The organism is Xenorhabdus eapokensis (assembly GCF_001908105.1).
In genome coordinates this window covers 51,207-77,649 of sequence record NZ_MKGQ01000016.1, presented here as the reverse complement: position 1 = coordinate 77,649, position 26,443 = coordinate 51,207, and the positions used below count along the sequence as shown (strand labels likewise).

Sequence of the window (26,443 nt, the reverse complement as noted above, 5' to 3'; positions counted from 1 at the left end):
AACATTTTCGTGCAATAGCAACAAGATACGATAAGCTTGAACGGAATTACGCCAGTATGTTGGCTCTGGCGTTTATCATTGTCTGGTTGCCCATGTGGGTTGAATGAATTATGACCTTAAAACATCAACAGACCCTAGTAAAAAGGCATAGGATAATATTGTTTTATGTTTTCTTTTAATGGGATTGATGGGAATTGAAACGAAAAAATCCTGAATATCTATTCAGGATTTTTTGTAGAAGATGGCGGTGAGGGAGGGATTCGAACCCTCGATACGTTTTCACGTATACACACTTTCCAGGCGTGCTCCTTCAGCCTCTCGGACACCTCACCGTTTTTTTTATTCAATAAGAATGCGTTACTGCAATATCAACTCATTAACCCAACTCATTATGGTTAAGTTTCTAAGTATTAAAAAAAGCCTTAGCATTCTGTTCAGGCTCTTTTTTAGAAGATGGCGGTGAGGGAGGGATTCGAACCCTCGATACGTTTTCACGTATACACACTTTCCAGGCGTGCTCCTTCAGCCTCTCGGACACCTCACCATATTTTAGTATTGCAGTGATTTTTTTTGAGTTCGTCGCTGCAACGGGGCGCTACTATAGGGAAAAGCAGGGCAGGCGTCAACAGGCTTATGACGATTTTTTTCAGGCTTTTTGACCGATTAGACAAATAAAAAACAATTTGTGTGCTTGACAGACAATTACGAAGATAAAAGTGCTTTTTTTGTTGCAACGAATTATGACAAATCTGTTAACCAGATAACATTATCAATATTTTCATTCTTGTGTTCCTATCGGAGGCTTGCAACCTTTCAGCAATAAGTTAACTCTATTAGAAAAACAAAAAGGAATGAGATTTTATGAACATCATTTTTTTTCACCCTTCCTCTAATTTTAATTTTGATAAATGGCTTCAGGGAATACAATCCAGGTTACCTGAGGCTAACGTTCGGCAATGGGTGAGTGGTGATAATGCTCCTGCTGATTATGCTTTAGTTTGGTTACCTCCCTATGAAATGTTAGCTCATCGCCAAGATATCAAAGGAATATTTTCACTTGGGGCGGGTGTGGATGCAATCCTTAAACAGGAACTAGAAAACCCAGGGACGTTACCTAAAGGGGTTCCGCTAATACGTCTTGAAGATACGGGCATGGCTCGGCAAATGCAGGAATACGCGGTTTCCACCGTTTTATACTATTTCCGTCGCATGGATGAATATAAACAATATCAAGAACAGCGTTTTTGGAACCCTATGCCTGCCCATAATCGAAAAGAGTTTGTTATTGGTGTCTTGGGGGCAGGGATTTTAGGATGTAGCGTTATTGAAAAATTGAAAGAATTTGATTTCAATATTCGCTGCTGGAGCAGAACGCCAAAACAACTTGATCATGTCGAGAGTTTTTATGGGAAAGAGCAGCTAGGTGATTTCCTTTCTGAATGTAAGATCTTGATTAATATCCTGCCAGATACGCCAGAAACTCGTGGTATTTTAAATCTTTCACTATTCAAGCAGCTAAAATCAGGCTCATATGTGATCAACATTGCACGGGGCGCCCAATTGGTAGAACAAGATTTGCTGATAGCCATTGATAAAGGTTATGTCGCTGGCGCGACCCTTGATGTATTTGTTGAAGAACCACTATCAAATTTTCACCCTTTCTGGACTCACCCCCGCATTAATATCACTCCCCATATCGCAGCTAAAACTATTCCTGATGAAGCTATAGATATGATTTGTGACAATATTCGACGAATGGAAAAAGGTGAATCACCCATTGGCCTCGTTGATATGACACTTGGTTATTAACAAGTCGCTTTACAGCAAGGCAGACGATTAGGGACAATAACAAATATTGATTATTTAGGTAAGTTATTGGGGTGAATTAAACCATGAACGAATTTTCTATTGTCTGCCGCATATTGGGTACATTGTTTAACCGAGCACCACAAGATGCTGTTTTGCAACCTGTAATCACCATGATTGCTGAGGGAAAATTGAAACCATTATGGCCTTTGGATCAGGATGAGTTATTGGATAGGTTACAGAAAAACAGTGAAATATCGGTGATTGACGCCGATTATCATGCCTTGTTTACTGGAGAATCTGCGGGTGTTGCCATCTGTCGTTCTGATTATACTGATAAAGATGAAAGTGAAGTACGCCAGTTTTTGGTGGAACGAGGCATGCCTTTGACTGATACCCCTGCCGATCAATTTGGCTCTTTATTGTTGGCTGCATCATGGTTGGAAGATCAGGCCGCAGAGGATGAAGTCCAGGCTCAGATTAAGTTGTTTGATGAGTATTTGTTGCCTTGGTGTGGGCAATTTCTTGGTAAAGTTGAAGCTCATGCGGCCAGCGGTTTTTATCGGACGTTGGCGGTGATGACTCGAGAGGCGTTGCAAGCGTTACGTGAAGAGTTAGACGCAGAGTGACAACGCATATAGATAAGTCAATCGGTAAATAGCGACAATAAGTCAGGGCGGTTATTTAGTAATCCGCTCTGACTATTTTATCGATAATGGAAATTATTTATCAACCAAATCAATAACCAATTTACCGGGTTGAATTTCTAACCCTTTGGCTAATTTTAAAGCAACGGCTTCAGACTGGCTTTTTTCTGGATTTAAAACATAAACCGGATGAGCATCAAAGAACTCACTTAAAGATACATTCAAATAAGGGAGCAACGCTTTAATGGGGGTAGCGACTTTTTCTGGTGTAGTTTGGTAGTTTACGATTTCCAACCCCTTAATGAAAATGGCACCTTTTTCCGCATCAAATATCGGCTTAGCCCTAATAGTCAGTTTCATATCAGCATGAACCGTTCCCAGCAAGGTCACTAATTGAACTTTTGCCAGAGTCGATAATTCAATTTTTTCTGGATCTTGACGGCCGATCTGACTGGTTAAATCTCCCAGTGTGATATTGGCTTTGGTAGCCGCAGGCAGGCTAATTTGTTTTTGATAATGGACTCTTTTTAATAAATAATCATTCAGTAAGCCTTCGTTAATACTGACTTCTTTGAATTGATCACAGCCGCTGATTAATCCGGCCAGTAGCAAGATTGCCCCTAAGAAAAATCTTCTCATTGTTGTCTCCTTTCGTTTTCAATGAGCAGATCTTACACTAATTATTACTTAATTAGCTCATCATATAATTAATGCTTGCTGATACTATCGTCATGAGAAATTTCGTGCAATTAATAATGCCCCATCATTCCATCATTCCATCATTCCATCATTCCATCATTCCATCATTCCATCATTCCATCATTAACTATGAGTACATCTGCACACCGCCGCCACGATATTTCAGATTGCGCCTATCGCACTGTGCCTGATGGGGCTGTTATCCGGTTGCAGAGCACGCGAACCGAATACGTTCCGCTGCCCCCGATACTGATTCCGGCACATTTGCTCACTGATTGTTTGCCTCCAGCCATACCGGACATAATGACATGGAGTGACAGTCTCATTTTGAATGAGCAGTTACTGACGGTCATTGAACAGTGCAATCTGGATAAACGGGCAATACGGGAAATTGAAAAGAACACCTCGCCACCCCAGACAAATGATGCTGGGATGGCAGGAACAGGTTAGGACACAGTGTCATACTCAGAGACTCATGGAGTTGCGAAACACCTTAACGCCGTGGACTTGGTGTTCTGGCATGAAAACGAAGAGTCTCCAAAATATCATTAAAATCCTCACTGCTGGGATTATCATATATAGGGTTGGAGGAAACCACTTGCCTTTGTGGAAACAGTGGAGTTTGTGGCCTGGATGGTGGCCTCGGTGCGCCCGGTGGTTGTATGGATAGTGGGGGCTGTGCATAAGGAGATAAACTTCTTTGTCGTGTTGGTGAACTTGGAGAAGATGGGCTTTCTAATAAAGAGCACAACATTGGATGACTTTCTTGTCTGGCAGGTCTGGAATACGGAGCAGAACGTTGTGATGTTGAAGGAGTTAGTCTCCTAACAGGACCACCAGATTGAGCAGTTTGTAAGAAATTAGAAGGCCCCGGCATATCTCCATGTTGATAAGCCGTAATGAGACTTTGCCCTATTGTTTGCCGCATATTTTGTTCATACTGTGAAGTCCAAGGATTGTGAGCACTAAAAAAACCAGAAGACTCAGCTTGAGGGCTTCCTGATGGAGAGGAGACAGGGCTGTGATACTTCCTTAAACTGTCCCGGATACCTTGGTATTTACGGCTCTTTTCATCCAGCCTTTCTTTAAATAGGTCAGTCCAGTTATTTTCTTCAGGTGAATAACTAGGTAGTAGTATTTTTTGATACGCATGAATTGTTACATTATACCTCGGATGGTCGGCTAACCTGAATCTTAGTTTTAACCTTGAAGCGAGAGGTTTGAATCCCAACTGATTAAGGATATTTACAATATAATCCGAGCGGGAAGGTAGTTGACCTAGTCCAGCTTTCTTTGAGAAAGATGTTCTTACATCTATGTCGTCAAACAGAATAAGCAGTGTCTTTGTTTTATTGTCAGCGTATTCAACTTCCCGTAACACAGGTTTGCCACTGGGATTTTTGTAACGCGTTAATTCCTGAAAAACGTTATCCAAAATAGGAACGGGCATAGTCACCTCCCACAAAATTAATATATTTATCCCTTGATAAACTTATTTTCACCCAATAACAAGCGAATAATACTTAACAATTGATGACCCTTTTAAACTCAATGAAATATTTCTGTGTCCATTCCCTGAGTGGCTACAGGAATAACCCATGCTGCCCCTGTTCCCATTGCGTACCCAACGCACACGGGCTGGAGGCATTTTATATCATCGCAGTACAAAATTTGTCGGGGTTATATCAACCCTGCTAGTTGATTATTCTGATTTATGGGGAACACTCTGTCACAGAGTACACTCACCATTGGTATCAAATATGACACCGAGGCATTAAATCAACTGGCATCACAACTGGAGCACATCGCTGAACTAATGGATCGCATTCATGAGCGGCATGATAATGAGGTGGAAAAATCAGTCGGTTTTGCAGGCAGAAAAATAAGTTCCTGTCTGACCACGCCGAAACGGGGGTATCACCGAAAGAGTGGTGTGAGTCTCAGGGATTAAATTATTCAACTGCCCGAAGGTATATCAAAAATCCGACTGCGCACAAAACTGCGCAAAACGAAACCCACAAAGTGCGCAATTCAAAAAAGCGCAATTCCAACACCGCTCCGCCTTTTGAGATTGGCAACAGCGCAGCGGTAACGCACTCTGGTTACTCTAAATATCTGCCTGATGCAGAAGAGCTGTTTGAAGATGCGGCAGAGCTGGATTTGGCTCAGGAATTATTGTTTGTTCGGGCAAGAATATTGTCAGTGACAAACATACTTGGCAAGTTGCGCACTGATTTTGAGTCGGCCGAAGATTCGGAATTACGTGGTGATATTGCAAAACAGATTATGGGTGCAGAACAGGCTCTAGATCGCAATATTGCGCGCATTGAATCCATAGAGCGCACTTTAGCGAGCCTTGATATCGATCGGGCTACGTTACCGAAAGTGATAGTTGATACTGAATTTAGATTAGCGGCAACACGTAAGACGAAATTAAGGTAGAGGGATATAGATGATATTTTTTTATCGTCAGATGGTGATTAAAAATGCCGTAAGCGCTAAATTACTTAATAAATTTTCCAGGGTAAATATCAGGAGAAAATATGTTTGGTTATCGTTCTTCATCTCCCAGAATTCGCTTTATTACGAATAGAATGGTTGTTCGTCTGGTGTATGAACGGGATACCTATAGATTGGCTGAATATTATTCAGAAAATAAAGATTTTCTTAAACCATGGGAGCCGACAAGAGAGGGGAGTTTTTATCAACCTTTTGGATGGACAAATCGGCTGAATTATATTGCGGAATTACAGCGGCAGGGATCGGCATTTAATTTCTTGTTATTAGATCCTAATGAAAATGAAGTGATGGGGATTGCTAATTTCACTAATGTTGTACGGGGCGCGTTTTATTCTTGTTACCTTGGTTATTCTTTGGGCGAAAAATGGCAAGGTCAAGGGTTAATGTATGAAGCCTTGCAACCGACAATCCGTTATATGCAACGTCACCAAAAAATGCACCGGATTATGGCTAATTACATGCCACATAATCATCGCAGTGGAAATTTACTTAAGAAGTTAGGTTTTGAACGAGAAGGTTATGCTAGGAATTATTTAATGATTGATGGAGTTTGGCAGGATCATGTGCTGACATCATTGATTGATGATTCATGGGGAAATGTGAATTTATAAAGTTGTTAAAAAAATAGCAATGAATTCAGATATAGACAGTGGCCGTCTTGAGGGTTTTATTGCCAGGGCAGAATCAATGGCATGTAGAAACGGTAAGGAATATCCCACTGGACGCAGCTTGACCAGAGGCTGATAATTATCTTCAAGATTGCGCACGATACTGACCGGAGGGGATTTACCCACAATCAACGTATAGAGTACCGCCCCCAACGCATAGAGATCTGTCCAGGGCCCATGTTGGTTTTCTTCATTGGCCGTATATTGCTCAATGGGAGTAAAGCCGGATCGGATGGTGATCTCTGTATCATCAGACAAACATGTTGTGATTTGGCGGGTAGATCCTAAATCCAGCAATATCGGTGATTGATTCTCTTGGATCAAAATATTGTCCAAAGAAATATCGTAATGTAAATAATTTCTTTGGTGGAGCGTATCCAGTGCGTTCAACAAGGGAAACAGTATCTGGCAAAGCCAATTTTCATTGATGAAATGTGGGTGTTTTATCCTCAATTTATTTAATGTTATCCCCTTGTAGAAAGAGACGGCTATATATGCTGTGCAGTTTTGTTGCCAAAAGCGCAGAAAACGAGGAAGACAGGGATGTTCGAAACAGGACATTAAGTGGGCTTCACGGATAAAATTTTGCAATCCAGCATGAAATCGTTTTTCTAACCTTTTTCCTCGTAAGTTGAGTTTCATATCTTGACGGCGTATAGCAAAAGAGTGAGGCGTATATTCTTTGATAGCAATAGACTGCTTGAGATGGTGATCCCAAACACGATACACAATACTGCCGCGGCTTTTGCTAATGACTTCTTCGATTTCAAATTCATTAAGGCAGTATCCGATTGGAAGAGGGGGAGTAAAGTCAATATTGCCACCGATATGTGTCCTGTGAAAATTCTGCAAATGGCTAATCTCTTGTTATCTGCTTAATTCATGAATTGACATTGAAATTCACCTTGCTCAAGAGAAATCCGAAGCTGATGATATTGTTCATCATGTGCACTGGCGGAAAGCAGTTGCTGGCTGATTTGCGGTAGCAGGGTATTTGTCAGAATAGCATCAACCATGCGTCCACCTGACTCAATTTCTGTACACCTACTGACGATATGCTCGACCATGACATCATCGAATGTTGCTGTAATTCCGTGGTTTTCCAACAGACGTTTTTTAATTCTCTCCAATTGTAAGTGTACAATATTTATCATCACTTCATTACTTAATGGGAAGTAAGGAATGACCAGTAATCGCCCCAACAGAGCGGCAGGAAACACATTCAATAATGACTTACGCAATGCCATATTGAGTTTTTCTGGTTCCGGCAAGGTGTTCTGCTGGATGCACAATGAACTGATCAGATCAGCCCCGACATTGGATGTCAGGATAATAATTGTATTTCGAAAATCGATGTGGCGCCCTTCGCCATCTTCCATCCAGCCCTTGTCGAAGACCTGAAAGAAAATTTCATGCACATCGGGGTGAGCTTTCTCTATTTCATCTAACAAGACCACACTGTAAGGGCGGCGTCGGACAGCTTCCGTCAGTACACCGCCTTCACCATAACCAACGTAGCCAGGAGGTGCTCCTTTCAACGTTGATACCGTATGTGCTTCCTGAAATTCGCTCATATTGATAGTAATAAGATTTTGCTCTCCGCCATATAACGTTTCGGCAAGAGCAAGCGCAGTTTCTGTTTTGCCCACACCGGATGGGCCACACAACATGAAAACACCAACAGGTTTATTGGGATCATCCAGTTTGGCGCGTGAAGTACGTATGCGTTTTGCAATTAACTCTAATCCATGATACTGACCGATAACACGTTGACTAAGGGTATCAGCCAACTGTAATACGGCATCGATTTCGTCTTTTACCATCCGATTGAGTGGAATTCCTGTCCAATCTGAAACAACGGAAGAAATAATATTGCTGTCTACAGCCGCAAAGATAAGAGGTTCTTCACCTTGTAAGGTTTTCAATTGTTGCTGTAACTCTGACAATTCGGCATGTTTTGCTTCAAAGTTATCGTATTGGTTTGCGTTTAATTGCGTTCGCAGAGAAATAATTCTATCGATCAAGGAAAGTTCTTGTTGCCAACGTTCTTGTAATTGGTTTTTTTGGGCTTCCAGCGTAGATAGCTCGTTCAGAATAGTTTCCGGGCGTTGTTTATCACCGATGCCTACTTTAAATTCCCGTTCGGCAATCTCCAACTCAATTTGCAATGCATCGATGTGATGGCGGCAATTTTCCAGTTGGGGTGGTTCTGCATATTGACTGATTGCAACCCTGGCACAGGCGGTATCCAATAGGGCCACAGCCTTGTCCGGTAATTGGCGGGCAGGAATATAGCGATGTGAAAGGCGTACAGCAGCTTCAATGGCTTCATCCAGCAGAAGTACATGATGATGTTGCTCCAGTGCCTTGGCCAGACTGCGTAGCATGAGCAGCGCTTTATTTTCATTGGGTTCATGAATTTGAACGACTTGAAAACGGCGGGTAAGGGCAGGATCTTTTTCAATATATTTTTTGTACTCCGACCAAGTTGTGGCGCCAAGAGTACGTAATTGCCCGCGCGCTAATGCAGGTTTTAACAGGTTGGCAGCATCGCCGGTTCCTTGTTGTCCGCCCGCCCCAATCAGGGTATGAATTTCGTCAATGAACAGAATGATTGGCGTCGGGCTAGATTGTACTTCATCGATCACTTTGCGTAGACGTGACTCAAATTCGCCTTTGGCACCTGCACCAGCTTGCAACATACCGATATCCAGCAACCAAAGCTGGACATCCAGCAAAGGTGGGGGGACTTCTTTCGCTACAATCTTCAATGCCAGCCCTTCAATGACGGCGGTTTTACCGACACCGGCCTCGCCAGTCAGCAGTGGATTGTTTTGGCGACGACGCATCAGAATGTCAATAATTTGACGAATTTCTTCATCACGCCCTGATACTGGATCAATTTCACCATTACGTGCACGGGCGGTCAGTTCTTGTCCATACTGCTGTAGAGAAGATTGTTGTAGAGAAAATTGTTGTGGGGAAGAACTTGCCACACCCTGTGAGGCATTTGATTGGGATTCATCGCTATCGTTGCAGATGCCGTTGAAATTGTCGAGTAGAGTATCTGCATTCACATGGTCAAACTGGGGAGAAATGGACTTCAGTGCATTGTGTAAGTTAAAGGTTTTCAATATGCCTATCAGCAAATGGGCACTACGAATTTCATTAACACCAAATTTCAGCGACCCATATACCCAAGCGCGTTCTACAGCATTATCAATATGTTCGGAAAGATCAGAGATGGCACTGGCTCCACGTGGCAAGCGATCAAGCGCAGTAACAATGTCTTTAGTCAACGCAGATTCGTCCAGTGAAAAGTGGCGGATAATTTGCTGTAAGTCGCTGTTTTTTTGCTGCATGAGTTGGTGCAGCCAGTGAACTAATTCAACATAAGGATTACCACGTAGTTTACAAAAAGTGGTGGCACTCTCTAAGGAAGTGAACAGGATGCGATTAAGTTTGCCGAAGAGCACAGAACGACTAATTTCTGACATAGTATATCATCCGTAGTATTGTTGACAGTGATTGAGTATTGCAGGCAAGAGAGGGGGATCATTCCGGTTTATAAATTAAATCCCCGCGATGGATTGGTTGTTTATTTTTATCCCGCTCAATTTTTCCAAGCCAACTGCTTAGTCCTAATTTTATCGGTTCAGACAGACAAATCCCTTTTATCTCTGACTGGTGGAGAATTAATTGGACATCCCATGTGTATTCAATTCCCAAATATTGATAAACCCAGTCACGCAACTGCCTTGATTTGGATTCTTCCGGCAAGAACATCTTGTATTCAGCCAGTTTTAACGGACCCAATTTAATGCGAAATTTATGTTGAACATCGTAGAGTGCAATGCCTAAAAAAGCTGATTTACCCAAACGTGGCATGTTGCGTCCTGCTTTTAATCGGGTTTGATCCTGTACTTCGACTTTTAGCCATTGGGGAATATTTTGCACAATTTTTAGCGGCACATGGAAATAGCAGGAAAGTATTTTTTCTAATCCTTCTGCGTTATGCCATTGACGGGACAAATGGCCGGATAAAAAATAACGCGCGTGATCATTGATGGTGTCTGGTTTTTGTTGGGCTGGTAAACCCATACCCACCAAACAGGAGAAATAATGGCAAAAGCGTTGATTATCCTGACGATCGAGCGATACGGTTGGCTGAGTATTGGCCCAGGCTCGATAGAACAACAGTATTAATCTGTGATGGAATAGGTTAGCGAATGCACTCAGGGTTGGATCTTGATGAGTATACTGTCGTGTATAGGCATATTCGGTCATATGTAGTGGCAATGGGCCATTGGGACCGAACAAGCCAAAACTGTAAATGAGCATGTCATACAGCTTCGAGTTTTCTCGCTGCTTGACTTCAGCAATAGTAGAAGGAGCGAAAATCATGGAGGCTTTTTGTCCCAACCGCAGTAGATCATATTTCGGCAATGGGGCAAAACCTAGCATATAATTTGCCCCAGATTGGGCATCTATACGGCGCAGGGTTTGAAATAAGTCGAATTGCCAGGGGGTTTGGGTGAGTTGCTGCCAAAAGTCATCCGGCAAACGACATAGTGGGTGAATAGAAATAGAATTTTCTTGCATCATATTCATTTCTTGTCTGTTATAGCAAATTCTTGTTGCCCATACGGGCAGGCCAAAATCCGATATTGCCGCGTTGCTGGCTATATAGCGTCATTTCAGTAAAGGAGTTCATGGTGACCAGCCGTGAGAAGAGCTTTTCCAATACGCTGCCCAACAGCCAGGGACTGGTTCCTGCAAATTCTTGTTCATTCACTTCAATTCTAATGCTAACACCACGGGCAAAGACGATCGGGCCAGGTTCAGGAACCCGCCGATAAATCGTTTTTAATGAACTGTGTCGGATGCCATTAATCTGGCGGACGACGGCTGGCTCTGCAAGGTTGGCATATAAGCCCAGCAATTGTCGTAATGCCTGGGTACCTTGCTCTTCATCTTTATCCATGAAGTTCAGATAATTAAGTTGAAGCTGGCTAATTAGTTTCCAGGAGGTAGAGCCTTGTGCTAAGGCAGGGCGGGGAATAGTGGGTCTTTTGAGAAATACAATCTGGTTGATTGGAATCGAATCCAGCATGACAAAACTGTTGAGATCCTGTTGGCGCAACATCGCTGATAAGTCACGGTTGGTACACATGACGTCAGCGGTCAGGAATTTTAGCTCATTAAGCCACGGGGAGTTCTGTTCATCAACAATAGAGACAAAGGATTCTGTTCCAACATAACTGGTTCGGGTTCCGTAGTGACGGGTATGTTCAGATAAGATACGGGGTTCACGGCGCACAGAAAAGTAAGAGCCGTAATTATCCTTGTCGTCACTGAGAGTAGACCAAAATGGCCTGAATGTTTGTGTTTCTTTACGTTTGATGTTTGCGCCGTGCAGGTGTTGTACCGAGAAAATTTCGTAATCCAGAGGATGAGTGTTATCGACAACTAAATGGTATTCACTGGTACGTTCTTCCACCGAGATTCGTTCCGTGATTTTAGGGAATAAGTTAATGACCGGTGTACTGTTCAAGGCCAGGTAAGAGGCATCCACTAAACGTTCCAGTTCGGAATCGGTGTGATCCAAAAGCAGTATCAACTCAAATTCATTCTTTTCTTTTGTCTGTTTTAGTAAAGATTTCATGCTACTGATACTGAAGAATTGAAAGCGTGCCGGAAAAGCAAAATATTCCTGGAGTTGTCGATAGCCACTGAAATTACGCGAGTCATTGGGAAGTAATGACTGATCATCATCAAATCCTTCATGATGCGGGAATATATCGGGCAAGACCTGATATTGGGGAGTATCACCAAGCGTCTGGCATACTATGCCAACAGAATGTTCCATAATCAGTTCCAACAACCGTTGGGATTGGATATCTGGCCCGGAAAGAAAGAATACCAGTTTCTTGAGATCCAGTTCATTGAGGAAAAATTTTCCTTGACAGTCAAGGTGAATGCGCAGTGCACTGACGGCGCCATATTGATGAAGGTTCAGTGCCACGAGCGGAAGGTTAGCGGGGATCCTGCCAAGTTCAACGTTTTTTATATTTAGCGGCTGTAAGGTGACATCTTGTGTGGTGGTGTAGTGGAAATTGATCCCATCTTTTTTCAATGTCTGGCAGTGCATGATTGTGCCTCGCGGCACTAAAAACCCATGACTAATATCTCCTTTGCTGGTATCTGGTTTGAGTTCGACGATTGCCATTGAAGGTGTAGGAGATAAATAGTTAGGGTACAGTATCTCCAGTAATTGCTCAGAAAAGCGGGGGAATTGCGCATCCATTTTCAATTGAATGCGGGAAGTCAGAAAAGCAAAACCTTCCATCAGGCGTTCAACATAGGGGTCAACAACGTCAATGCCATGCATCCCCAAGCGATTGGCAACCTTAGGGTAGAGTTTGGCAAATTCCTTACCCATTTCCCGTAAATACACTAATTCACGGTTATAATATTCAAGCAGTTTATTATCCATATTCCTTATATGAACGCATCCCGTTTACAAGACAAAAATCACTTTGTCATCGTTATTCTTGCCTCAGTAATCTTTCTGCATTCACCCTTGAGGTTAAAAGTTAAGGGATCGCCACACAGGCTGGATGGCGTTTTTTCAGCTTCGTCAAGCCTCTTTTATAGTGAAGTGACCGTTTTCAAGATCGATATCACTACGGAACAGGAATTCCAGTGGCCAGGGAACGCACCACAACAATCCCTTTATCTCTATGGATAACGTGTTGTATAGGGGTAATATACGGGGTTCGGATATACAATTGACTTCCAGCCCATCGGGAATGATACGTGGCTCGAATATATGAATTGCCTTAATGATTCTGTTCTGGATATTCCCCCATTCTATTGCAGATATGCATTCACCTGCTAAGGAGGACAAACCAAAGTTATATACAGAATGGCGAATTTCTGGAAATGGGGTAAGATCTTCGGGAAATTCGCTGTTGATGCTATTGAGTAACCATTGCAAATCCCTTAGGACATTCTGTCTTAAGGCCGTGTGTGACAGCATGTAATTGTTGATTGTCTCTTGTTTTTTATCAGGTTCATGATCGGTGAGTCTGTCAAATAAAGAAGGTAACATTCTATCTTTGGCAGTAATACGTGTAGCGTTATTTCGACTATGATAACCACCATACAATAAAGTTATATTCTCGTTCATGATTCACCATTATAATTGGGAGTTTTTATATCGGTTAACTTCTGCTTCATAGGCTTGCAGGAATTTTTCACCAAACAGGAATGAATCTTGTTTAAACTCTTTCTCTGTTTCTTGGTAGTGTTTGATGAGGTATTCCCACATTGAAGCTTTGTTGTTAGCTGATGACAAAAAAAAACGCGGCAAGTAATTGTCTTCCTGTGCTTTTCGTTTAAGAGCCGCGGGATGGAATAAATGCAATATATTTGTCGTAATAGCACGTATTCCCGCAATCATGCCCAATTGGTGTGCCTGCAACTCGACCAAAATGTCACGGGTTGCCAGTTCAAGTGGCATAAACCCTGGTACAGGATGACAAAGCATAAACACCAAAATAGATTGGCCAGAAGGTAAAAGTTTAAATGGGTTGTTAGCGTTAGACTGAGATTGGGGCATGGCTGCGTTTGTCTCGTGTTTCAGTTGGGTACGTAAAGTGTTGAGAGTGACGATACCCTGAGTTAACTGACTGACGAGTAGTCCTAATTGATACATTTTTTGTTCATCAAATTGCTGCCTGTTGATCTCTTTTAGCCCCATACCATCTAATAACGCCGCCAGTAATTTTCCTTCTGATTTGATGATGCCATTGTTTTGATGCTGGTGTGCATCTTGGTCATTTGTATTTTGATGAGCGTGTGTGTCTTGGAAATTGTGTATGTCTTGATTTTGGTAATAATCGTGGAAGGTTTCTTTTTCTGTTTCTTCTATATTAGCTGGTTCCTTCAATGGCATGGCGTTATCCAATATTTGATTCAACAGATCATCATTTTTGGTTGATGGTGTAGCCTTAATGTGTTTGTCGGAAAACAGTGCCAGTGGGTCAATCTCCTGTTTATCATCATTTTGATCATTCTTATCATGTGGTAATAACGAAGTCGGTGTATGGTTACCCAATATGTCTTCTTGTTGAAAAGTGGTATCTGAATTGAACATGGCAATGGGATCTGTTGCCCGTAATTGGAGGGCGTCAAAATCGATTGTTGGTTCAATTTCTGCCAATGGATCAATTGGATTGCGTTCTTTATTGTATTGGCTTGTTACCAGAGGGTTATTGTCGTTTATTTCCGGTTTAGCTTGGGGTGAATCAGAAGACGGTGGGGTAGCAGAAGTGGTTAGAATATGTTCAAGAACGTCCCAGATTTCACTGGGAGTTTTTGTTTCACTGGAAGTTAGCGAGTGCCCAATATTGATCCCGTGAGTGGTCGCCTGTTGTGATGAGTTGTTTTTGATATCAATAACTTGGATCTGATAATTGCCAATGTTTAGCATATCACCATCACGAATTTCAACCTGGCGATTGGGAGCCAAGGGTATCATGTTCAGTAAAACTTCGGAGGCAGCGCCTTGATTATTGATCCGGCATTCTCCGTCAGCAGAAATAGACACAATGGCCTGCAATCTGGCAATTGCTTGTCCGTCATCGGGTAAATACCAATTATTTTCCGTACTGCGACCGATTGTTCCTCCTGGGGGAGAAAAATCGTGACTCAGTTGTAGTGGTTGGCTTGAGCCAGAGTTATTAACAATGGTGAATCTCATAAGTATGGATACCTATTGTTATAGATAACGGTGAATTAGGAGATAATTACGTTTTGAAATAATGAAATTGAAAAGACAGCCTTCCTGTGAGTGTCCACAGGAAGGCCATTAATAGGTGTGGTTTGTGTATGTTAATCGTCTTTATTAGTGTGAGAATCCCATTCATAGCTGACTTCAGCACCTTTAGCGCCTGAGCCATATTCTTGAGAGAAATAGCTTTCTTTATGTTTTTGGAAGACCAGGTGGATAGAACAATAAAAACCACCATCCCCGTATGTCAGGGTGGATCTAGAGAGTAAGGAATTTGTTAAAACCAATGTGTACCAAGGCTCTTGTTTACCTCCTTGTCTACGTACTTTAAGTTGCACTTCCTTGATATGCTTCCCTTTAACGAGGTATTGGCGCAAGGTTATGGCAGATTTGTCAAACAAAAGATCCAAAGACAAACCAGAAGTTGCCACGATACCTGCACCTAGTCCAGTACTTTGAGATTGCATATTAACATTGTTATAGACTTCAAGTGTAAACGTCCTAACAGCCGTCCACTCTTTGAACTCACTATCTCCCGATTCTCCTTTAACATCGGTAAAGTTAACATATGCATCAATACCCAGCAGAGTAGACATAATTTTCTCCTTAATATAGAGAATTGAATGAAATGAATTAAACTAAAGCAAGCACATTCAATAAATACATATTGGTGCTATGCATATAAGGTATATACGTATTGAAATTCAAAGATGGATAAATAAGTTTTGGATAGATAGAAGTTTTATAAGTAAAAAAATATTTCTTAATTTTTTAATATTAGGCTCCTTTTAGTGAGGGGAGTTTTGAAACTAGGCGTAAGGAAACGGTCAAGCCTTCCAGTTGATAGTGGGGACGCAGGAAAAATTTAGCCTGATAGTATCCTGGGTTGCCTTCCAGTTCTTCCACCAGAACTTCTGCTGCTGCTAGCGGTTTTCTCGCTTTAGTTCCTTGTGATGAGTTAACGGGATCGCCATCAACATAATTTATAATCCAATCATTAAGCCAACGTTCCATATCCAAACGCTCCTGAAAAGTCCCGATCTTATCGCGCACGATACATTTCAGGTAATGGGCGAAACGACAGCAGGCAAATAAGTAGGGTAAACGGGCAGAAAGGTTGGCATTGGCAGTCGCATCAGTATCATAGTATTCTGCTGGTTTTTGCAGGGATTGGGCACCAATAAAGGCGGCAATATCTGTGTTCTTGCGATGCAATAACGGAATGAACCCATTTTTTGCCAATTCTGCTTCACGGCGATCGCTAATGGCGATTTCCGTTGGGCACTTCATATCCACCCCGCCATCATCAGAAGGAAAGGTGTAGCAAGGCAAATTTTCTACAATACCACCGGATTCTACACCACGGATAGAAGTACACCAGCCATACAGTTTAAAAGAACGATTAATATTAACCGCCATAGCATAAGCGGCATTTGTCCAAGTGTAGTTATTGTGCGTTGGGCCTTCTGTATTCTCCTCAAAATTGAAATTATCAACGGGGTTGGTGAGGGCGCCATAGGGGAGACGGGAGAGAAAACGCGGTAGTGCCAACCCGATGTAACGCACATCTTCTGATTCACGTAAGCTACGCCAAGGCGCATATTCGGTGTTTTGGAAAATCTTGGTGAGATCCCGTGGATTAGCCAATTCCTGCCAGGATTCCATTTGCATAACACTTGGTGATGCGCCTGAAATAAAGGGGCAGTGTGCTGCTGCACTGATTTGTGCCATCTGGCGCAGAAGTTCAACATCCGGTGCAGTATGGTCGAAATAGTAATCTCCCACCAGACAGCCAAATGGCTCGCCACCGAATTGACCATATTCCGCTTCATAGATTTTTTTGAAAATTGGGCTTTGATCCCAACTGACACCTTTGAAACGTTTTAGTGTGTTGCCCAACTCCTTTTTGGAAATGCACATCACACGGATTTTCAGCATTTCATCGGTTTCTGTGTTGTTTATCATATAATGCAAACCACGCCAAGCTCCTTCCAAGGTCTGGAATTCTTCATGGTGCAGAATATGGTTCACCTGTTGTGATATCTTGGTATCGATTTCAGCAATCAATGATTGGATAGTACGGTAAGTATCGTCAGAAATAGTGACCGTGTTTTCCAACGCTTGTTGTGCCAGTGTTTTCACCGCATTTTCAACGGCACTACGGGTATGGTCACTTTGCGGACGAAACTCCTTATTCAGCAATGAACTTAGTTCATCAGGGGTATATTCTTTTGCTACCTGTGCTTGTTGAATTTGGGGGTCTTGTTCAATTTGGCTCATCAATTACTCCTTATCTTCATTACCTTCTGCTGAAGCGCTATCTGTAAGATTTGGCGCTTCAGCTAAAGATTTGAGCAGAGCAGGGTTTTGCAATATCTCGGCAATCAGTTTTTCTGCGCCATTTTTGCCGTCCATATAAGAAAGCAGGTTTGCCAGTTGGATGCGTGCTTCCAGCAATTGCGCCAATGGCTCGACTTTTTTGGCTATGGCATCAGGTTGGAAATCTTCCATAGTTTCAAATGTTAAATCGACATTCAGCTTACCATCACCAGTCAGGGTATTTTCAACTTGAAAGGCGGCTCGCGGTTTGATTGAACTCATGCGTTCATCAAAGTTGTCAATGTCAATTTCCAAAAATTTGCGATCATTAACGTCAGGCAAGGCTTCTACAGGTTTTCCTGCTAAATCAGCCATAACCCCCATAATAAATGGTAATTGAACCGTCTTCTCTGAACCGTAAAGCTCGACATCATATTCAATCTGTACGCGAGGAGGGCGATTCCGTGCGATAAATTTCTGTCCACTGGATTTCATAACACATTCTCCGTTATTGTCTGGATAACTAAGTTGCTTTAAGCCACAACTTGGTAAGTAACGTACACGTATTCCGACTAATTTAATCCATCATATCAGGGTTATTGGGGCGACCAAAAACGCTCTCAAGCTGATTTAATCCTTCAGGGACAAGATCGTAGATGATATTAATAAAATCACTGTCAATCAGCCGTAGGATGCGGTCAATCATCATAGGCGCAGGATGGCTTGGCTCATGTTGAAGAAAATAAGTTTTGGCTTTTTCTAATAAAATGCGTGCATCATCACGGTTATTTATTTCGATTTCTCGCCAATGGAGAAATGTCCCCTTTTCAAGGGATTCAAGGATTGTGGTTGGTGATGTTATTTGCTCCGCTGCGCTATTTTGTTGCATAGGTTCGGACTCAAATGTTCTTGTTCCGTCAGAATGCCCCGGAATACTTGTTCCTGATTTATGTGTGGGAAAAAATCCAATGATGGTATCCAACTGTTTTAAAAACTGTGGCAATTCGGGGATGTTATTGTCGGATAAATTATGGCGAATAATTTCAATCAAGGCAGTCAGTTGCTCATGAATGGTGATGATTGCCAAAATCTCAGGGCTATTAGATTGTTGATGTAATTCGTTAATTAATCTAGTGCGTCCGCCAGTATAACCTTTGATTTCGGTTACCGTACCATTAAGCAGTGAGCACATTTCCTGTAATGACAATTCCGTTGAAGCATCCTTGAATATAATCGAGTTTTGAGCTTTTATCGTACATGGTGAACCATCTTCTATAGTGGCCAGCGTGTTTAGGCGGAATAAGGGATCATATTCACCATCAAACTTCAATTTTGGCCACACATCTTCCCAATAACGTTCCAGGGTTTGGCGTAGTAAACTCAGGCCATCGGCATACCCACATACTCCTCGAACATTTAACCATGCTTGCATGAGGGCTATGATGACACGCAGATCTTTGGAACGGGACAGTAAGTGAGTGGCTTTTTTTTCAACTTCTATCCAGTTGGGTGGCTCTGCAGGGATGAGAACATCACCAAACTGTTGTTCCGGCTTTTCGATTAGGTTTCGCTCTAATGCCAGAAATTCATCATCGTATTCGAGGTTTTCCCCGCAAGGAAACTCCACACTGATTGGGGTGAGTAAGGCGTCAATATTCATGGTATTTTCAGCTTATATTCAGTTCACAAGTTAACCGTAAGGATATCGGTCATGCTGCTTGAAACAGTTCTGGATTTGGGCACGAGAAAGCAGGGAGATTAAACGGGCTAAAAATACTGTTCGGGGTAAATTCCAGCAAGACAGTATGACCACTGATATTAAACCTTGCCCATAAGCTCATATCACCGATATTGGTTGGGTTCCCTGTTTTACCACGCCAGATATGTTTTGCATGATCCAGCAATCGGTTTAGTGCCCAGAAACCTGACGTTGATAAGTTTGCGGTTGTCCCATTAGTTAGGTTCAATTGAATATGAACCTGATTGATATTGGCAGGCCCAGGCCAGCTAATGAGTTGTGAAAGTTGCGGGCCGTGACTGTATTCTAATATCTGTCCATCTACATCGAGCACCATACTCAATATATCGTTACTCATGTTGATAGGACGAACCATGACGCGGAATGATGGCGTTGGGGTTCCGTTGGTAAATAACGTATTGCGGATAATCTGGGCCTGTTGGAAAGGCTTAAGCAGCTTTTTCCCCCCTGGCAAGGGCTTGCCATTCACACCAGGCATAAATTGCCATCTTGGAAGGGTCGTATCGACTTTACCCACTAAACTTTTCTGGAAAAAACGGTCCATTAAGCCTGTTTCTGGGGCAAACATTCGTGCCATGTCATCGGGCTTGATGTCCTGCCTTGCATTAGGGTTCAACGGATAGCGATTGGCAATCGCTTGGTTGCAAAAACTGCCGATTTCTGTACTGAGATGCTTACCGACATTTTTCATGTCACTAAGCTGGGTATCGCTACTGGCTCCAACTGCGAGTGAAGAAACTATGCCCCTGAACGGCATAGGCAGGAGGGCTGATGTTGCTTGTAGCTGCGTGATAATCTGACCAGGAGGCAAGGGCATTCCCGCATTGGTTGCATTTTGTACTGAGGTTAAATACAGGTATAACTCGCCAATTTCTTTTAAGGTCTTATCAAAGGGAATACTTTGGGTGTTTTTATTTGGCCTTTTTGCTAACGCAATAATTTGTGAAAAATATTCTTCTAATTCTTGTTCTGGTGTAGATTGATTATTATCTGGCATTATTTGTTGGGGCACTAATTTCGTTAACTTATCTGATTGGCTCTTCACAACATTGCTCTTCACAATATTGTTGAGTTGTCTGATATTATTGCTATTTTCATTCAGCATGACGTTTTTACTGATATTAATTAAAAGGTTACGCATAGGTGAATCAAAAGAAGACAACAGGCGTGAAGTGCTGATCCGTTGCTCCAGGCTATCGATATTTCTCAGACCAATATCCGCCAGAAACTCGCTCCACTGATATATGTAGTCGTTAATATAAAATTTCTTAACGGAGGATTTTATTTCCTTATCGGTTTGCTTTTTGGCATAGCTACCAAGCACCCAACTGTCTTGTGAATATAAGGTTGTTAGAAAAGTATTGAGTTTTTTTTCAAAACCTTGTTGATAACCAGCAGGGGTAAATATCCCCGATATACCCTCTGTAATGGGTGTGCCACTGATGCGTAAGAAAGCCAATTCAGCTTGGGAGCCAGCAAGTGATTCCAGATTTACGGGAGCTAAATTGGGATCATTGATTAATTTGTCCTTCATATAATTATAAGCACGTTGTGCTGGTGGGATTCTGCTAATTAATTGCTGTTTTTTTTCGATCAGAGTGTCGTCACGAATGAAAGGGGATGTGACAACCTGGTTATCTAACAATTGGCCGATATGTTCCTCGATTTGTTGTAAATGCTGTTGGGTTGTGTCTGCTTTTAATTGGGTTTTCAAATATTGCATGACCCAGTTATGCAGAAACTTACCATCATAATGCTTAGGCTGGTATAACATTTGATAAGCCTTTAGTGTATTGTAGGTGTTCTCTATATCATCGTGATTGTCATCATGCATCTGGTTAGTGATGATTGTTGCTATCTGGGGCAACAATAATGTTTGTAGTGCTTTTCTATATAGAAAACGGCTGGCATCACTGATTTGTTCACCACAATACAACCCCATTCGATAGGATAAGGGAGGATCATTTAAGGAAAAACGTTGGCTTTTATCTAAATGAACCAAGCTGTTTAAAATAGGAAGCAACGCATAAATATCATTGGCGTTTTTCTTTAAATCAGAGCTTTGTTTTGCAATGGCTGGAAATCTGGCTTGCACTTCCATCAGATAATTTCTGTTATTGTTGTAGCTGGTCAAAAATAAATTAGCCACAAATGCCAGTATTGCCACTGAAATAATATATCCCAACCCTCCCAGAAAGCGTTTGCGGTATATCCACCAGCGGTTATAACCGGCAATTCCCGCTTCATTGAAGATATTTTCCAGTAAATTTTTTATAAAGTAAGCCTGGCTGGTCGGGGTAGGATGAACAATTCCTTTATTATTCCCCCATGACATGGCCTCACTATTGTTATTTGTTGGTAACTGAAAATTGCGGTTAAATTTCTCCATGACATTGTCAAAGGGAAATCCTGTTTGTGTTCCACTGGTAAAATAGAGCCCTCGTGGATAGTAGGGTATTTCAAATCCCGACTTTGCGAATACGATTTCAAGATATTGTGCGATCAGCGGGCGCAGGGATGCAAATTCTTGCGGGAACAAATAACTTTCGGCACATTGTTGTGAATTGTGTCCGTTTAAGAGAATAGAAGGTAATTCAGCATTTAACCGCAATTCTAATTGGCTATATTGTTGATTAAGAGTTTCATTCAAATCAAAATCAAGACCTTTATTCCATTTGCCCCGTGAAGAATTATTCCATGGGAAATTAAATCCCCAAATTTGCTCACGGGATTTTTTGTCAAAATGGGAAAAATAAGCATTAAATCCTTTTAATAAATCAGTCTTGGTGATCATGATATAAATAGGGAACTGTATCTTAAGTTGTTCATGTAACTCTGACAGACGTTTGCGCAGCATATAAGCCTGCTGATCCCGTTTCTCAGTGGATGGATTGAGTAAATCTTCCACACTAATAGTGATAATAATTCCATTAAGTGGTTGGCGTATCCGGTATTTTTTCAACAATCGGATGAAATTTTTCCATTCCTCAGCCTCCTGTTGGTGAAAATTATCCTGTGTGACATAGCGACCTGTAGTATCTAGTAGAATGGCTTTATTGGTGAACCACCAGCTACAGCTATTCATGTCTTGCATACTGTACAGTGCGGATTTACCCAGATAATCCGACAGAGGAAAATGTAGGCCAGAGTTTGTCAGGGCTGTAGTTTTGCCTGAACTGGGGGCACCGATAACCAGATACCAGGGTAATTGATATATATATTGTCGGCTGAAAAAATTTATCCAGCCCGGTTTGTTTTTATTATACCAACCCGAAAAATAGGCTTTTTTCAATAATCTGGCAGCATCAGAGAAACGTTCTGCCAATGTAATATATTGTTCATTCTGCTTATTTTCTTCATTTTCATCTTTAGTGATATTCAATTTCTTGGCCAGCTTTTGGTTAAGCCATGATTGGTATAACCGCGGCATGACTTTAACTAATAACCAGAGCACGTAAAAAGAAACAATGGTAATTATTCGTATGGTCTTTGTTTCAAAAGGTAACTTATTACCAATAGAAATAATGGGACCAATGAACCAGATGAAAAAAGAAATAGCCGTTACTCCAAGAAAACTCCATGTTAACCGGCTGGTGATGATAGAAAAAAGTGCATTTAGCATGTCTTAATTTCCTTACATCGTTTGGCTTACAGGAGAAACTAACAGTGTGATTTCGACTCGTCTGTTTTTGGCTCGATTACTGGCAGTATTATTTGGAACTAAAGGATTTTGGGCACCTTTTCCCTCTGTTTTGACTCTTTCTGGCTGGTTTAGGTAACGTTGTAGCTCTTTTTGCACAGACTTGGCTCTCGCTAGTGATAAAGCATTATTGGATGAAAAATGGGAAAAACGGGTACTAATGGGAATATTATCGGTATACCCGACAACCAGGATTTCTCCGTTAAACTGGTTTAATACTTCAGCAACCCGCCTGGTGACATCCAAATAACGGCTTTTGATCTGAATGGAGCTGGTATTGAATAAACCATCTCCTTTTAGCGTGATCACGCTTCTATCAGGCATGTCAGTGACGTCCAATAATCCCGCAGTTATTTCATCCTGTAGCCTGCTTTGCAGGTTCAGGGGGAGTGGTGCAGACGGAGATACCCTATCGCTGACCGTTACATTGGGTAAGTTAGTCTGGTAGATTTTTGCCGAAATGGGATTAGCCCTATCATTCAACTGCCAGTTCAGGTTGATATACAAGATACATACCAGAAAACTTAATATCGCTATAGAGCTCCATACTGGTAAGGACATGTGTTGACGTTTATTCGGCAAGTTAATGGCTTGTGTTTTTTTTGATAATTCAATGGGATAACTACCTCTAATCGAACTTATTAACTGGAATAAGCGTTGTTTCACGGTTTCCAATTGGGTGCGACCGTTATCGATGACACGATAACGCCCTTCGAATCCAAGCAGGAGACAGAAGTTAATGAGTTCTAATAGGAACAAATTATCCTTGGGATTTTGTGACAACTTGGCTAATAACTGGAAAAATTTTTCGCCTCCCCACGTCTCATTATGAAAAGTGACGAGCAAACCACTGCCCGACCAAACACTGCGCAGTCCCCAAGGAGTGAGTGCTGCGGCTTCATCCAATGCGGTACACAGACAGTAGCGGGCACCAATGATCACGTTATAGGGCAGGTTGATTTGCTGGCATTCCACTTCGAAACGCCGGATTTCATTGATCAGTTGCTGGCGTAAATGGGTTGGATCAGGGTGAACAATTGAATGCCGGATCTGGGGAATCGTATTTAACAATGGATTTGCGGCAGAAACCAACGGGTTACGGTGGGTATCATCGGAAAGCACCTTATGTTCAGTTTTCTGTTTTTCCTGCGTCATTGGCTTCGTTACCTCTATTTCTTCTGATTACGGACAGCCCAAAACTCTATGACCAAGCCAGGGAATTCACCTGCCAGATGTAAGGCAAAACCGCTCGATTTCTCCATCTGTTTCCATAAGTCACCCTCTTTTTCTAGTTCAAAATAGACATAACCTGAATGCCAGGGAATTTGTCTGGGCACAGATGGCATGGATCGTAGTGAGATGCCGGGTAATTGCAATTGAACCAATTCACGTATACGACCAACGGGGGCAATTTTCATTTGGGCAGGGAATTTGTTCATGAGCATATCATTTGCAACATCGGCATGGATGGCCAGAATAAAGCTGAACGTATGTATCATATTGGCGTTGGGTAACGTTGCGATATTCAAGCCATGAGAGTATTCCGTTAATGGCAACTGAATGGCATGTTCTTCAAGAATGATTGATAACCCTTGGCGTAGTTGAAACATAAGTTGGTTGAAGCACTGTGTTAAATTGTCATGATTGTAGAGAGGTAAATTTTCTTCCGGTACACGGCGTTGGGAGAATGTCGCCAATTCAGTGGCAAATTGTAGCCATTCGTTGAATAACCGTTCTGGATGCAATAGCGACAGGTTCTGCATATGGTTCATCTGGCCGCTATAGCGATTTAAAAGTGACAGCAAGAGAAAGTCCATAATCTCAGAATCATTGTATCGCCCCAACTGTAACAGGCGCTGGCTAATTTGTTGGCGGCGCTGTTCTAGTAAGTCTTGTATTTGATTGATAAAACTTTCTATTTGTGGATTCACATGGCAGTTGAGCAGGGGCGGAATAAATTGCGAGTCAAGATAGCGTTTCTTGTCATTCGTTTTATTTATGACATATACAAGACCCAATGCGGTCCACTCGGGAGTTAAATCAGATTCCAACATCAGGCGCAAACGCATTTTGCCAAATTGTATCGCAGCATTGCCAACAGACATGGCATTAAAGTCGTTGACTTCAGCTTCAAAGCTAACAAAGCGAGCCAGAGAATCACTTTTTTCACTGAAAATGACCTCTTCTTTCCCTCGCTGACGAGTTGGTAAAGCCAGAACAACACGGTTATCAGACGGGTTTTCACCAAGCTGTAAGGGCGTGGGGGCATTGGTGGCATCAAAACTAAAGGGGGTTCCGTCAGGAAAAATACCACTGGCGGTGAAAAGTCTGACTTTACCCTGATTAAGCAGTTCCTGATCCAATTCAAGAGTTAAAAAACCCCAATAGTAAGGGTTTTGTGCTATTCCCCAATCACGAATATAGGCTTCCAGGTATTTTTCAGCTTGCTGGAAGTGATGGGGGCGTAAAAACATGCCTTCTGCCCAGATAACTTTTTCTGATCTCATTATTTTATTTATCTCCTGTCACACAACCCAAGTTGCATTCATTGATGAGACTTAAGCCATGGTTAGTGATCTTTACGCAGAGCCGTAGTTCGTCAGAAGAAGTACGCCAAAATTCGTAAAAAGAGGGTTTTTCAGGGACAGGAACAGGGAATAAAATGCGCCATTTCTTACCGTTCAATGTTTTATATTCAGCGATAAGTCCGATGTAGTTAGCTTCCGGTTGGTTTTTTTCCAACAAGCAATGCGTAGATTGAGAAGGGAGTATAAACAATAGGTCTTTATTAACCAGCTTATCGCCTAACGTATTCTGAGCTTTGTTTTGCAAGGAAAAAAAATCGGCAGACATAAACTCTTCATTTGATTTTAGTAAAAAAATATTTATCTTCACGGGTGCGTAATCATTTACATTAGATTCTGTATTGAAGATAAATTTATAGGGCGGCAAATTTGTTTTTGATGAACAGCCCGTTATGGCTATTAATACTGTGGTTATCGATACTGTGGATAGGAAGCCATTTTTTGCCGCTTTTTTACTGAGTGAAAGAAACATTGTCATAATGTTTGTCAAAGCATATTTAGGCATAATGAACGATTAATAAATCAAAAAGACAAAAAGTTAATTGGCTGTGATAAGAACTTTGTTTTGGCTGGGTACAGTGCGTGAACCCGGGGCGTTAGTCGAATTTTGCATAGTAGAACAGGAAACTCGGGTTGCCGGAGAGCTTTTGATCAAGACGGAATTGACTCCTATGACATGGCGGGCACTACCCATGACGGTGCCGGAAGTTACACCACAATTGACGCCGGCATTATCTCCTGTTGTCATAGGTATGGTTGTTGCTAAATTATGGGCTGGACAACCCACAAATAAGATATTGGTGGCATTGCTTATACCGGTCGTGCCTTGTGCCGTATTAGGATAAGGCACAGGTACAGGAGGTACAACCGTTGGTGTCAGGCAAACATCGGGAACGGCCATATCCGTTCCACCACCTTGAGTGTTAGCAAACATAGAGTCTTA

Annotated in this window: 23 protein-coding genes, 2 tRNA genes and 1 pseudogene; 7 read left to right on the top strand and 19 right to left on the bottom strand. The window is 42.0% G+C overall.

The annotated features are described in order from the left end of the window. A pseudogene (locus Xedl_RS25740) lies at positions 1-107 on the top strand (IS5/IS1182 family transposase); the annotation flags it as partial. 135 nt (positions 108-242) lie between these two features. Here Xedl_RS25740 and Xedl_RS12085 read toward each other — a convergent pair. Together Xedl_RS12085 and Xedl_RS12080 are read right to left on the bottom strand one after the other, a co-directional pair. After that, positions 243-332: transfer RNA gene (locus Xedl_RS12085), tRNA-Ser, on the bottom strand. A 122-nt stretch (positions 333-454) separates the two neighbouring features. Continuing rightward, positions 455-544 (bottom strand) — tRNA-Ser (locus Xedl_RS12080). Between the two features lie 317 nt (positions 545-861). Between Xedl_RS12080 and ghrA the strand changes: the two genes are divergently transcribed. After that, complete coding sequence (ghrA, locus tag Xedl_RS12075; RefSeq protein WP_074023987.1) at positions 862-1,809, top strand: glyoxylate/hydroxypyruvate reductase GhrA; 948 nt, start codon at positions 862-864, stop codon at positions 1,807-1,809. Positions 1,810-1,892: 83 nt separating this feature from the next. Further along, the gene (locus tag Xedl_RS12070) at positions 1,893-2,435 is read left to right on the top strand and encodes a TorD/DmsD family molecular chaperone (protein WP_074023985.1); all 543 of its coding nucleotides are present in this window, start codon (positions 1,893-1,895) and stop codon (positions 2,433-2,435) included. Positions 2,436-2,528: 93 nt separating this feature from the next. Here the strand turns inward: Xedl_RS12070 and Xedl_RS12065 are convergent, their stop codons facing one another. Next, entirely contained in the window at positions 2,529-3,092 is a 564-nt protein-coding gene (locus Xedl_RS12065; protein ID WP_074023984.1) for a lipoprotein, read from the bottom strand. A gap of 189 nt (positions 3,093-3,281) precedes the next feature. On the opposite strand from Xedl_RS12065, the gene lysC reads away from it, so the two are divergent. Beyond that, the gene (gene lysC / locus Xedl_RS33605) at positions 3,282-3,602 is read left to right on the top strand and encodes an Rz1-like lysis system protein LysC (protein ID WP_244149707.1); all 321 of its coding nucleotides are present in this window, start codon (positions 3,282-3,284) and stop codon (positions 3,600-3,602) included. A gap of 43 nt (positions 3,603-3,645) precedes the next feature. Here the strand turns inward: lysC and Xedl_RS25735 are convergent, their stop codons facing one another. Further along, positions 3,646-4,602: a hypothetical protein gene (locus tag Xedl_RS25735; protein WP_143187428.1), complete on the bottom strand. Its 957-nt coding sequence runs from the start codon at positions 4,600-4,602 to the stop codon at positions 3,646-3,648. Between the two features lie 264 nt (positions 4,603-4,866). Between Xedl_RS25735 and Xedl_RS12050 the strand changes: the two genes are divergently transcribed. The 3 genes from Xedl_RS12050 to rimJ all read left to right on the top strand — a co-directional run bounded on the left by Xedl_RS12050 (position 4,867) and on the right by rimJ (position 6,283). Continuing rightward, the gene (locus Xedl_RS12050) at positions 4,867-5,103 is read left to right on the top strand and encodes a hypothetical protein (protein WP_074023981.1); all 237 of its coding nucleotides are present in this window, start codon (positions 4,867-4,869) and stop codon (positions 5,101-5,103) included. Positions 5,104-5,174: 71 nt separating this feature from the next. After that, positions 5,175-5,594 (top strand): hypothetical protein, encoded by a 420-nt coding sequence (locus Xedl_RS12045; RefSeq protein ID WP_074023980.1) that lies wholly within the window; start codon positions 5,175-5,177, stop codon positions 5,592-5,594. 101 nt (positions 5,595-5,695) lie between these two features. Next, on the top strand, positions 5,696-6,283 hold the full coding sequence (gene rimJ / locus Xedl_RS12040) for a ribosomal protein S5-alanine N-acetyltransferase (RefSeq protein ID WP_074023978.1): 588 nt from the start codon (positions 5,696-5,698) through the stop codon (positions 6,281-6,283). Here rimJ and Xedl_RS12035 read toward each other — a convergent pair. From Xedl_RS12035 to Xedl_RS11965, 15 genes are all read right to left on the bottom strand, one after another. Continuing rightward, complete coding sequence (locus Xedl_RS12035; RefSeq protein ID WP_074023977.1) at positions 6,278-7,192, bottom strand: serine/threonine protein kinase; 915 nt, start codon at positions 7,190-7,192, stop codon at positions 6,278-6,280. The genes rimJ and Xedl_RS12035 overlap by 6 nt on opposite strands. 23 nt (positions 7,193-7,215) lie before the next feature. Beyond that, the gene (tssH, locus tag Xedl_RS12030) at positions 7,216-9,837 is read right to left on the bottom strand and encodes a type VI secretion system ATPase TssH (protein WP_074023975.1); all 2,622 of its coding nucleotides are present in this window, start codon (positions 9,835-9,837) and stop codon (positions 7,216-7,218) included. A gap of 58 nt (positions 9,838-9,895) precedes the next feature. Continuing rightward, positions 9,896-10,951: a type VI secretion system baseplate subunit TssG gene (gene tssG, locus Xedl_RS12025; protein ID WP_422645892.1), complete on the bottom strand. Its 1,056-nt coding sequence runs from the start codon at positions 10,949-10,951 to the stop codon at positions 9,896-9,898. Positions 10,952-10,961: 10 nt separating this feature from the next. Next, positions 10,962-12,836 carry a type VI secretion system baseplate subunit TssF gene (gene tssF / locus Xedl_RS12020; RefSeq protein WP_074023972.1) on the bottom strand — a complete coding sequence of 625 codons (1,875 nt, stop codon included), beginning with the start codon at positions 12,834-12,836 and terminating at the stop codon, positions 10,962-10,964. A gap of 144 nt (positions 12,837-12,980) precedes the next feature. After that, on the bottom strand, positions 12,981-13,532 hold the full coding sequence (locus Xedl_RS12015; protein ID WP_074023970.1) for a type VI secretion system baseplate subunit TssE: 552 nt from the start codon (positions 13,530-13,532) through the stop codon (positions 12,981-12,983). A gap of 9 nt (positions 13,533-13,541) precedes the next feature. Further along, the gene (locus Xedl_RS12010; protein ID WP_074023969.1) at positions 13,542-15,107 is read right to left on the bottom strand and encodes a type VI secretion system-associated FHA domain protein; all 1,566 of its coding nucleotides are present in this window, start codon (positions 15,105-15,107) and stop codon (positions 13,542-13,544) included. Between the two features lie 131 nt (positions 15,108-15,238). Next, the gene (locus tag Xedl_RS12005) at positions 15,239-15,733 is read right to left on the bottom strand and encodes an Hcp family type VI secretion system effector (RefSeq protein ID WP_074023967.1); all 495 of its coding nucleotides are present in this window, start codon (positions 15,731-15,733) and stop codon (positions 15,239-15,241) included. A 181-nt stretch (positions 15,734-15,914) separates the two neighbouring features. Continuing rightward, complete coding sequence (gene tssC / locus Xedl_RS12000; protein WP_074023966.1) at positions 15,915-17,417, bottom strand: type VI secretion system contractile sheath large subunit; 1,503 nt, start codon at positions 17,415-17,417, stop codon at positions 15,915-15,917. A gap of 3 nt (positions 17,418-17,420) precedes the next feature. Continuing rightward, positions 17,421-17,951: a type VI secretion system contractile sheath small subunit gene (gene tssB / locus Xedl_RS11995; RefSeq protein WP_074023964.1), complete on the bottom strand. Its 531-nt coding sequence runs from the start codon at positions 17,949-17,951 to the stop codon at positions 17,421-17,423. Positions 17,952-18,033: 82 nt separating this feature from the next. After that, on the bottom strand, positions 18,034-19,116 hold the full coding sequence (gene tssA / locus Xedl_RS11990; protein ID WP_074023962.1) for a type VI secretion system protein TssA: 1,083 nt from the start codon (positions 19,114-19,116) through the stop codon (positions 18,034-18,036). A 49-nt stretch (positions 19,117-19,165) separates the two neighbouring features. Further along, a complete protein-coding gene (gene tssM, locus Xedl_RS11985; protein ID WP_074023960.1) occupies positions 19,166-22,837 on the bottom strand; it encodes a type VI secretion system membrane subunit TssM in 3,672 nt (1,223 codons plus the stop codon). Positions 22,838-22,849: 12 nt separating this feature from the next. Then, complete coding sequence (locus Xedl_RS11980; protein ID WP_074023959.1) at positions 22,850-24,070, bottom strand: DotU family type VI secretion system protein; 1,221 nt, start codon at positions 24,068-24,070, stop codon at positions 22,850-22,852. Positions 24,071-24,084: 14 nt separating this feature from the next. Further along, entirely contained in the window at positions 24,085-25,425 is a 1,341-nt protein-coding gene (gene tssK / locus Xedl_RS11975; protein WP_074023957.1) for a type VI secretion system baseplate subunit TssK, read from the bottom strand. 1 nt (position 25,426) lies between these two features. Next, positions 25,427-25,978: a type VI secretion system lipoprotein TssJ gene (gene tssJ / locus Xedl_RS11970; RefSeq protein ID WP_083600319.1), complete on the bottom strand. Its 552-nt coding sequence runs from the start codon at positions 25,976-25,978 to the stop codon at positions 25,427-25,429. 60 nt (positions 25,979-26,038) lie between these two features. After that, on the bottom strand, positions 26,039-26,434 hold the full coding sequence (locus tag Xedl_RS11965) for a DUF4150 domain-containing protein (RefSeq protein ID WP_074023955.1): 396 nt from the start codon (positions 26,432-26,434) through the stop codon (positions 26,039-26,041). Positions 26,435-26,443: the final 9 nt, after the last annotated feature.

Coding starts and splice junctions, on each gene's coding strand:
- Xedl_RS12050 (WP_074023981.1), top strand. CDS start 4,867: ATGGGGAACACTCTGTCACAGAGTACACTCACCATTGGTATCAAATAT.
- Xedl_RS25735 (WP_143187428.1), bottom strand. CDS start 4,602: ATGCCCGTTCCTATTTTGGATAACGTTTTTCAGGAATTAACGCGTTAC.
- Xedl_RS11965 (WP_074023955.1), bottom strand. CDS start 26,434: ATGTTTGCTAACACTCAAGGTGGTGGAACGGATATGGCCGTTCCCGAT.
- Xedl_RS12070 (WP_074023985.1), top strand. CDS start 1,893: ATGAACGAATTTTCTATTGTCTGCCGCATATTGGGTACATTGTTTAAC.
- tssG (WP_422645892.1), bottom strand. CDS start 10,951: ATGAATATGATGCAAGAAAATTCTATTTCTATTCACCCACTATGTCGT.
- tssF (WP_074023972.1), bottom strand. CDS start 12,836: ATGGATAATAAACTGCTTGAATATTATAACCGTGAATTAGTGTATTTA.
- Xedl_RS12010 (WP_074023969.1), bottom strand. CDS start 15,107: ATGAGATTCACCATTGTTAATAACTCTGGCTCAAGCCAACCACTACAA.
- rimJ (WP_074023978.1), top strand. CDS start 5,696: ATGTTTGGTTATCGTTCTTCATCTCCCAGAATTCGCTTTATTACGAAT.
- Xedl_RS12065 (WP_074023984.1), bottom strand. CDS start 3,092: ATGAGAAGATTTTTCTTAGGGGCAATCTTGCTACTGGCCGGATTAATC.
- tssA (WP_074023962.1), bottom strand. CDS start 19,116: ATGAATATTGACGCCTTACTCACCCCAATCAGTGTGGAGTTTCCTTGC.
- tssJ (WP_083600319.1), bottom strand. CDS start 25,978: ATGACAATGTTTCTTTCACTCAGTAAAAAAGCGGCAAAAAATGGCTTC.
- Xedl_RS12015 (WP_074023970.1), bottom strand. CDS start 13,532: ATGAACGAGAATATAACTTTATTGTATGGTGGTTATCATAGTCGAAAT.
- Xedl_RS12005 (WP_074023967.1), bottom strand. CDS start 15,733: ATGTCTACTCTGCTGGGTATTGATGCATATGTTAACTTTACCGATGTT.
- lysC (WP_244149707.1), top strand. CDS start 3,282: ATGAGTACATCTGCACACCGCCGCCACGATATTTCAGATTGCGCCTAT.
- Xedl_RS11980 (WP_074023959.1), bottom strand. CDS start 24,070: ATGACGCAGGAAAAACAGAAAACTGAACATAAGGTGCTTTCCGATGAT.
- tssM (WP_074023960.1), bottom strand. CDS start 22,837: ATGCTAAATGCACTTTTTTCTATCATCACCAGCCGGTTAACATGGAGT.
- tssB (WP_074023964.1), bottom strand. CDS start 17,951: ATGAAATCCAGTGGACAGAAATTTATCGCACGGAATCGCCCTCCTCGC.
- tssC (WP_074023966.1), bottom strand. CDS start 17,417: ATGAGCCAAATTGAACAAGACCCCCAAATTCAACAAGCACAGGTAGCA.
- ghrA (WP_074023987.1), top strand. CDS start 862: ATGAACATCATTTTTTTTCACCCTTCCTCTAATTTTAATTTTGATAAA.
- tssH (WP_074023975.1), bottom strand. CDS start 9,837: ATGTCAGAAATTAGTCGTTCTGTGCTCTTCGGCAAACTTAATCGCATC.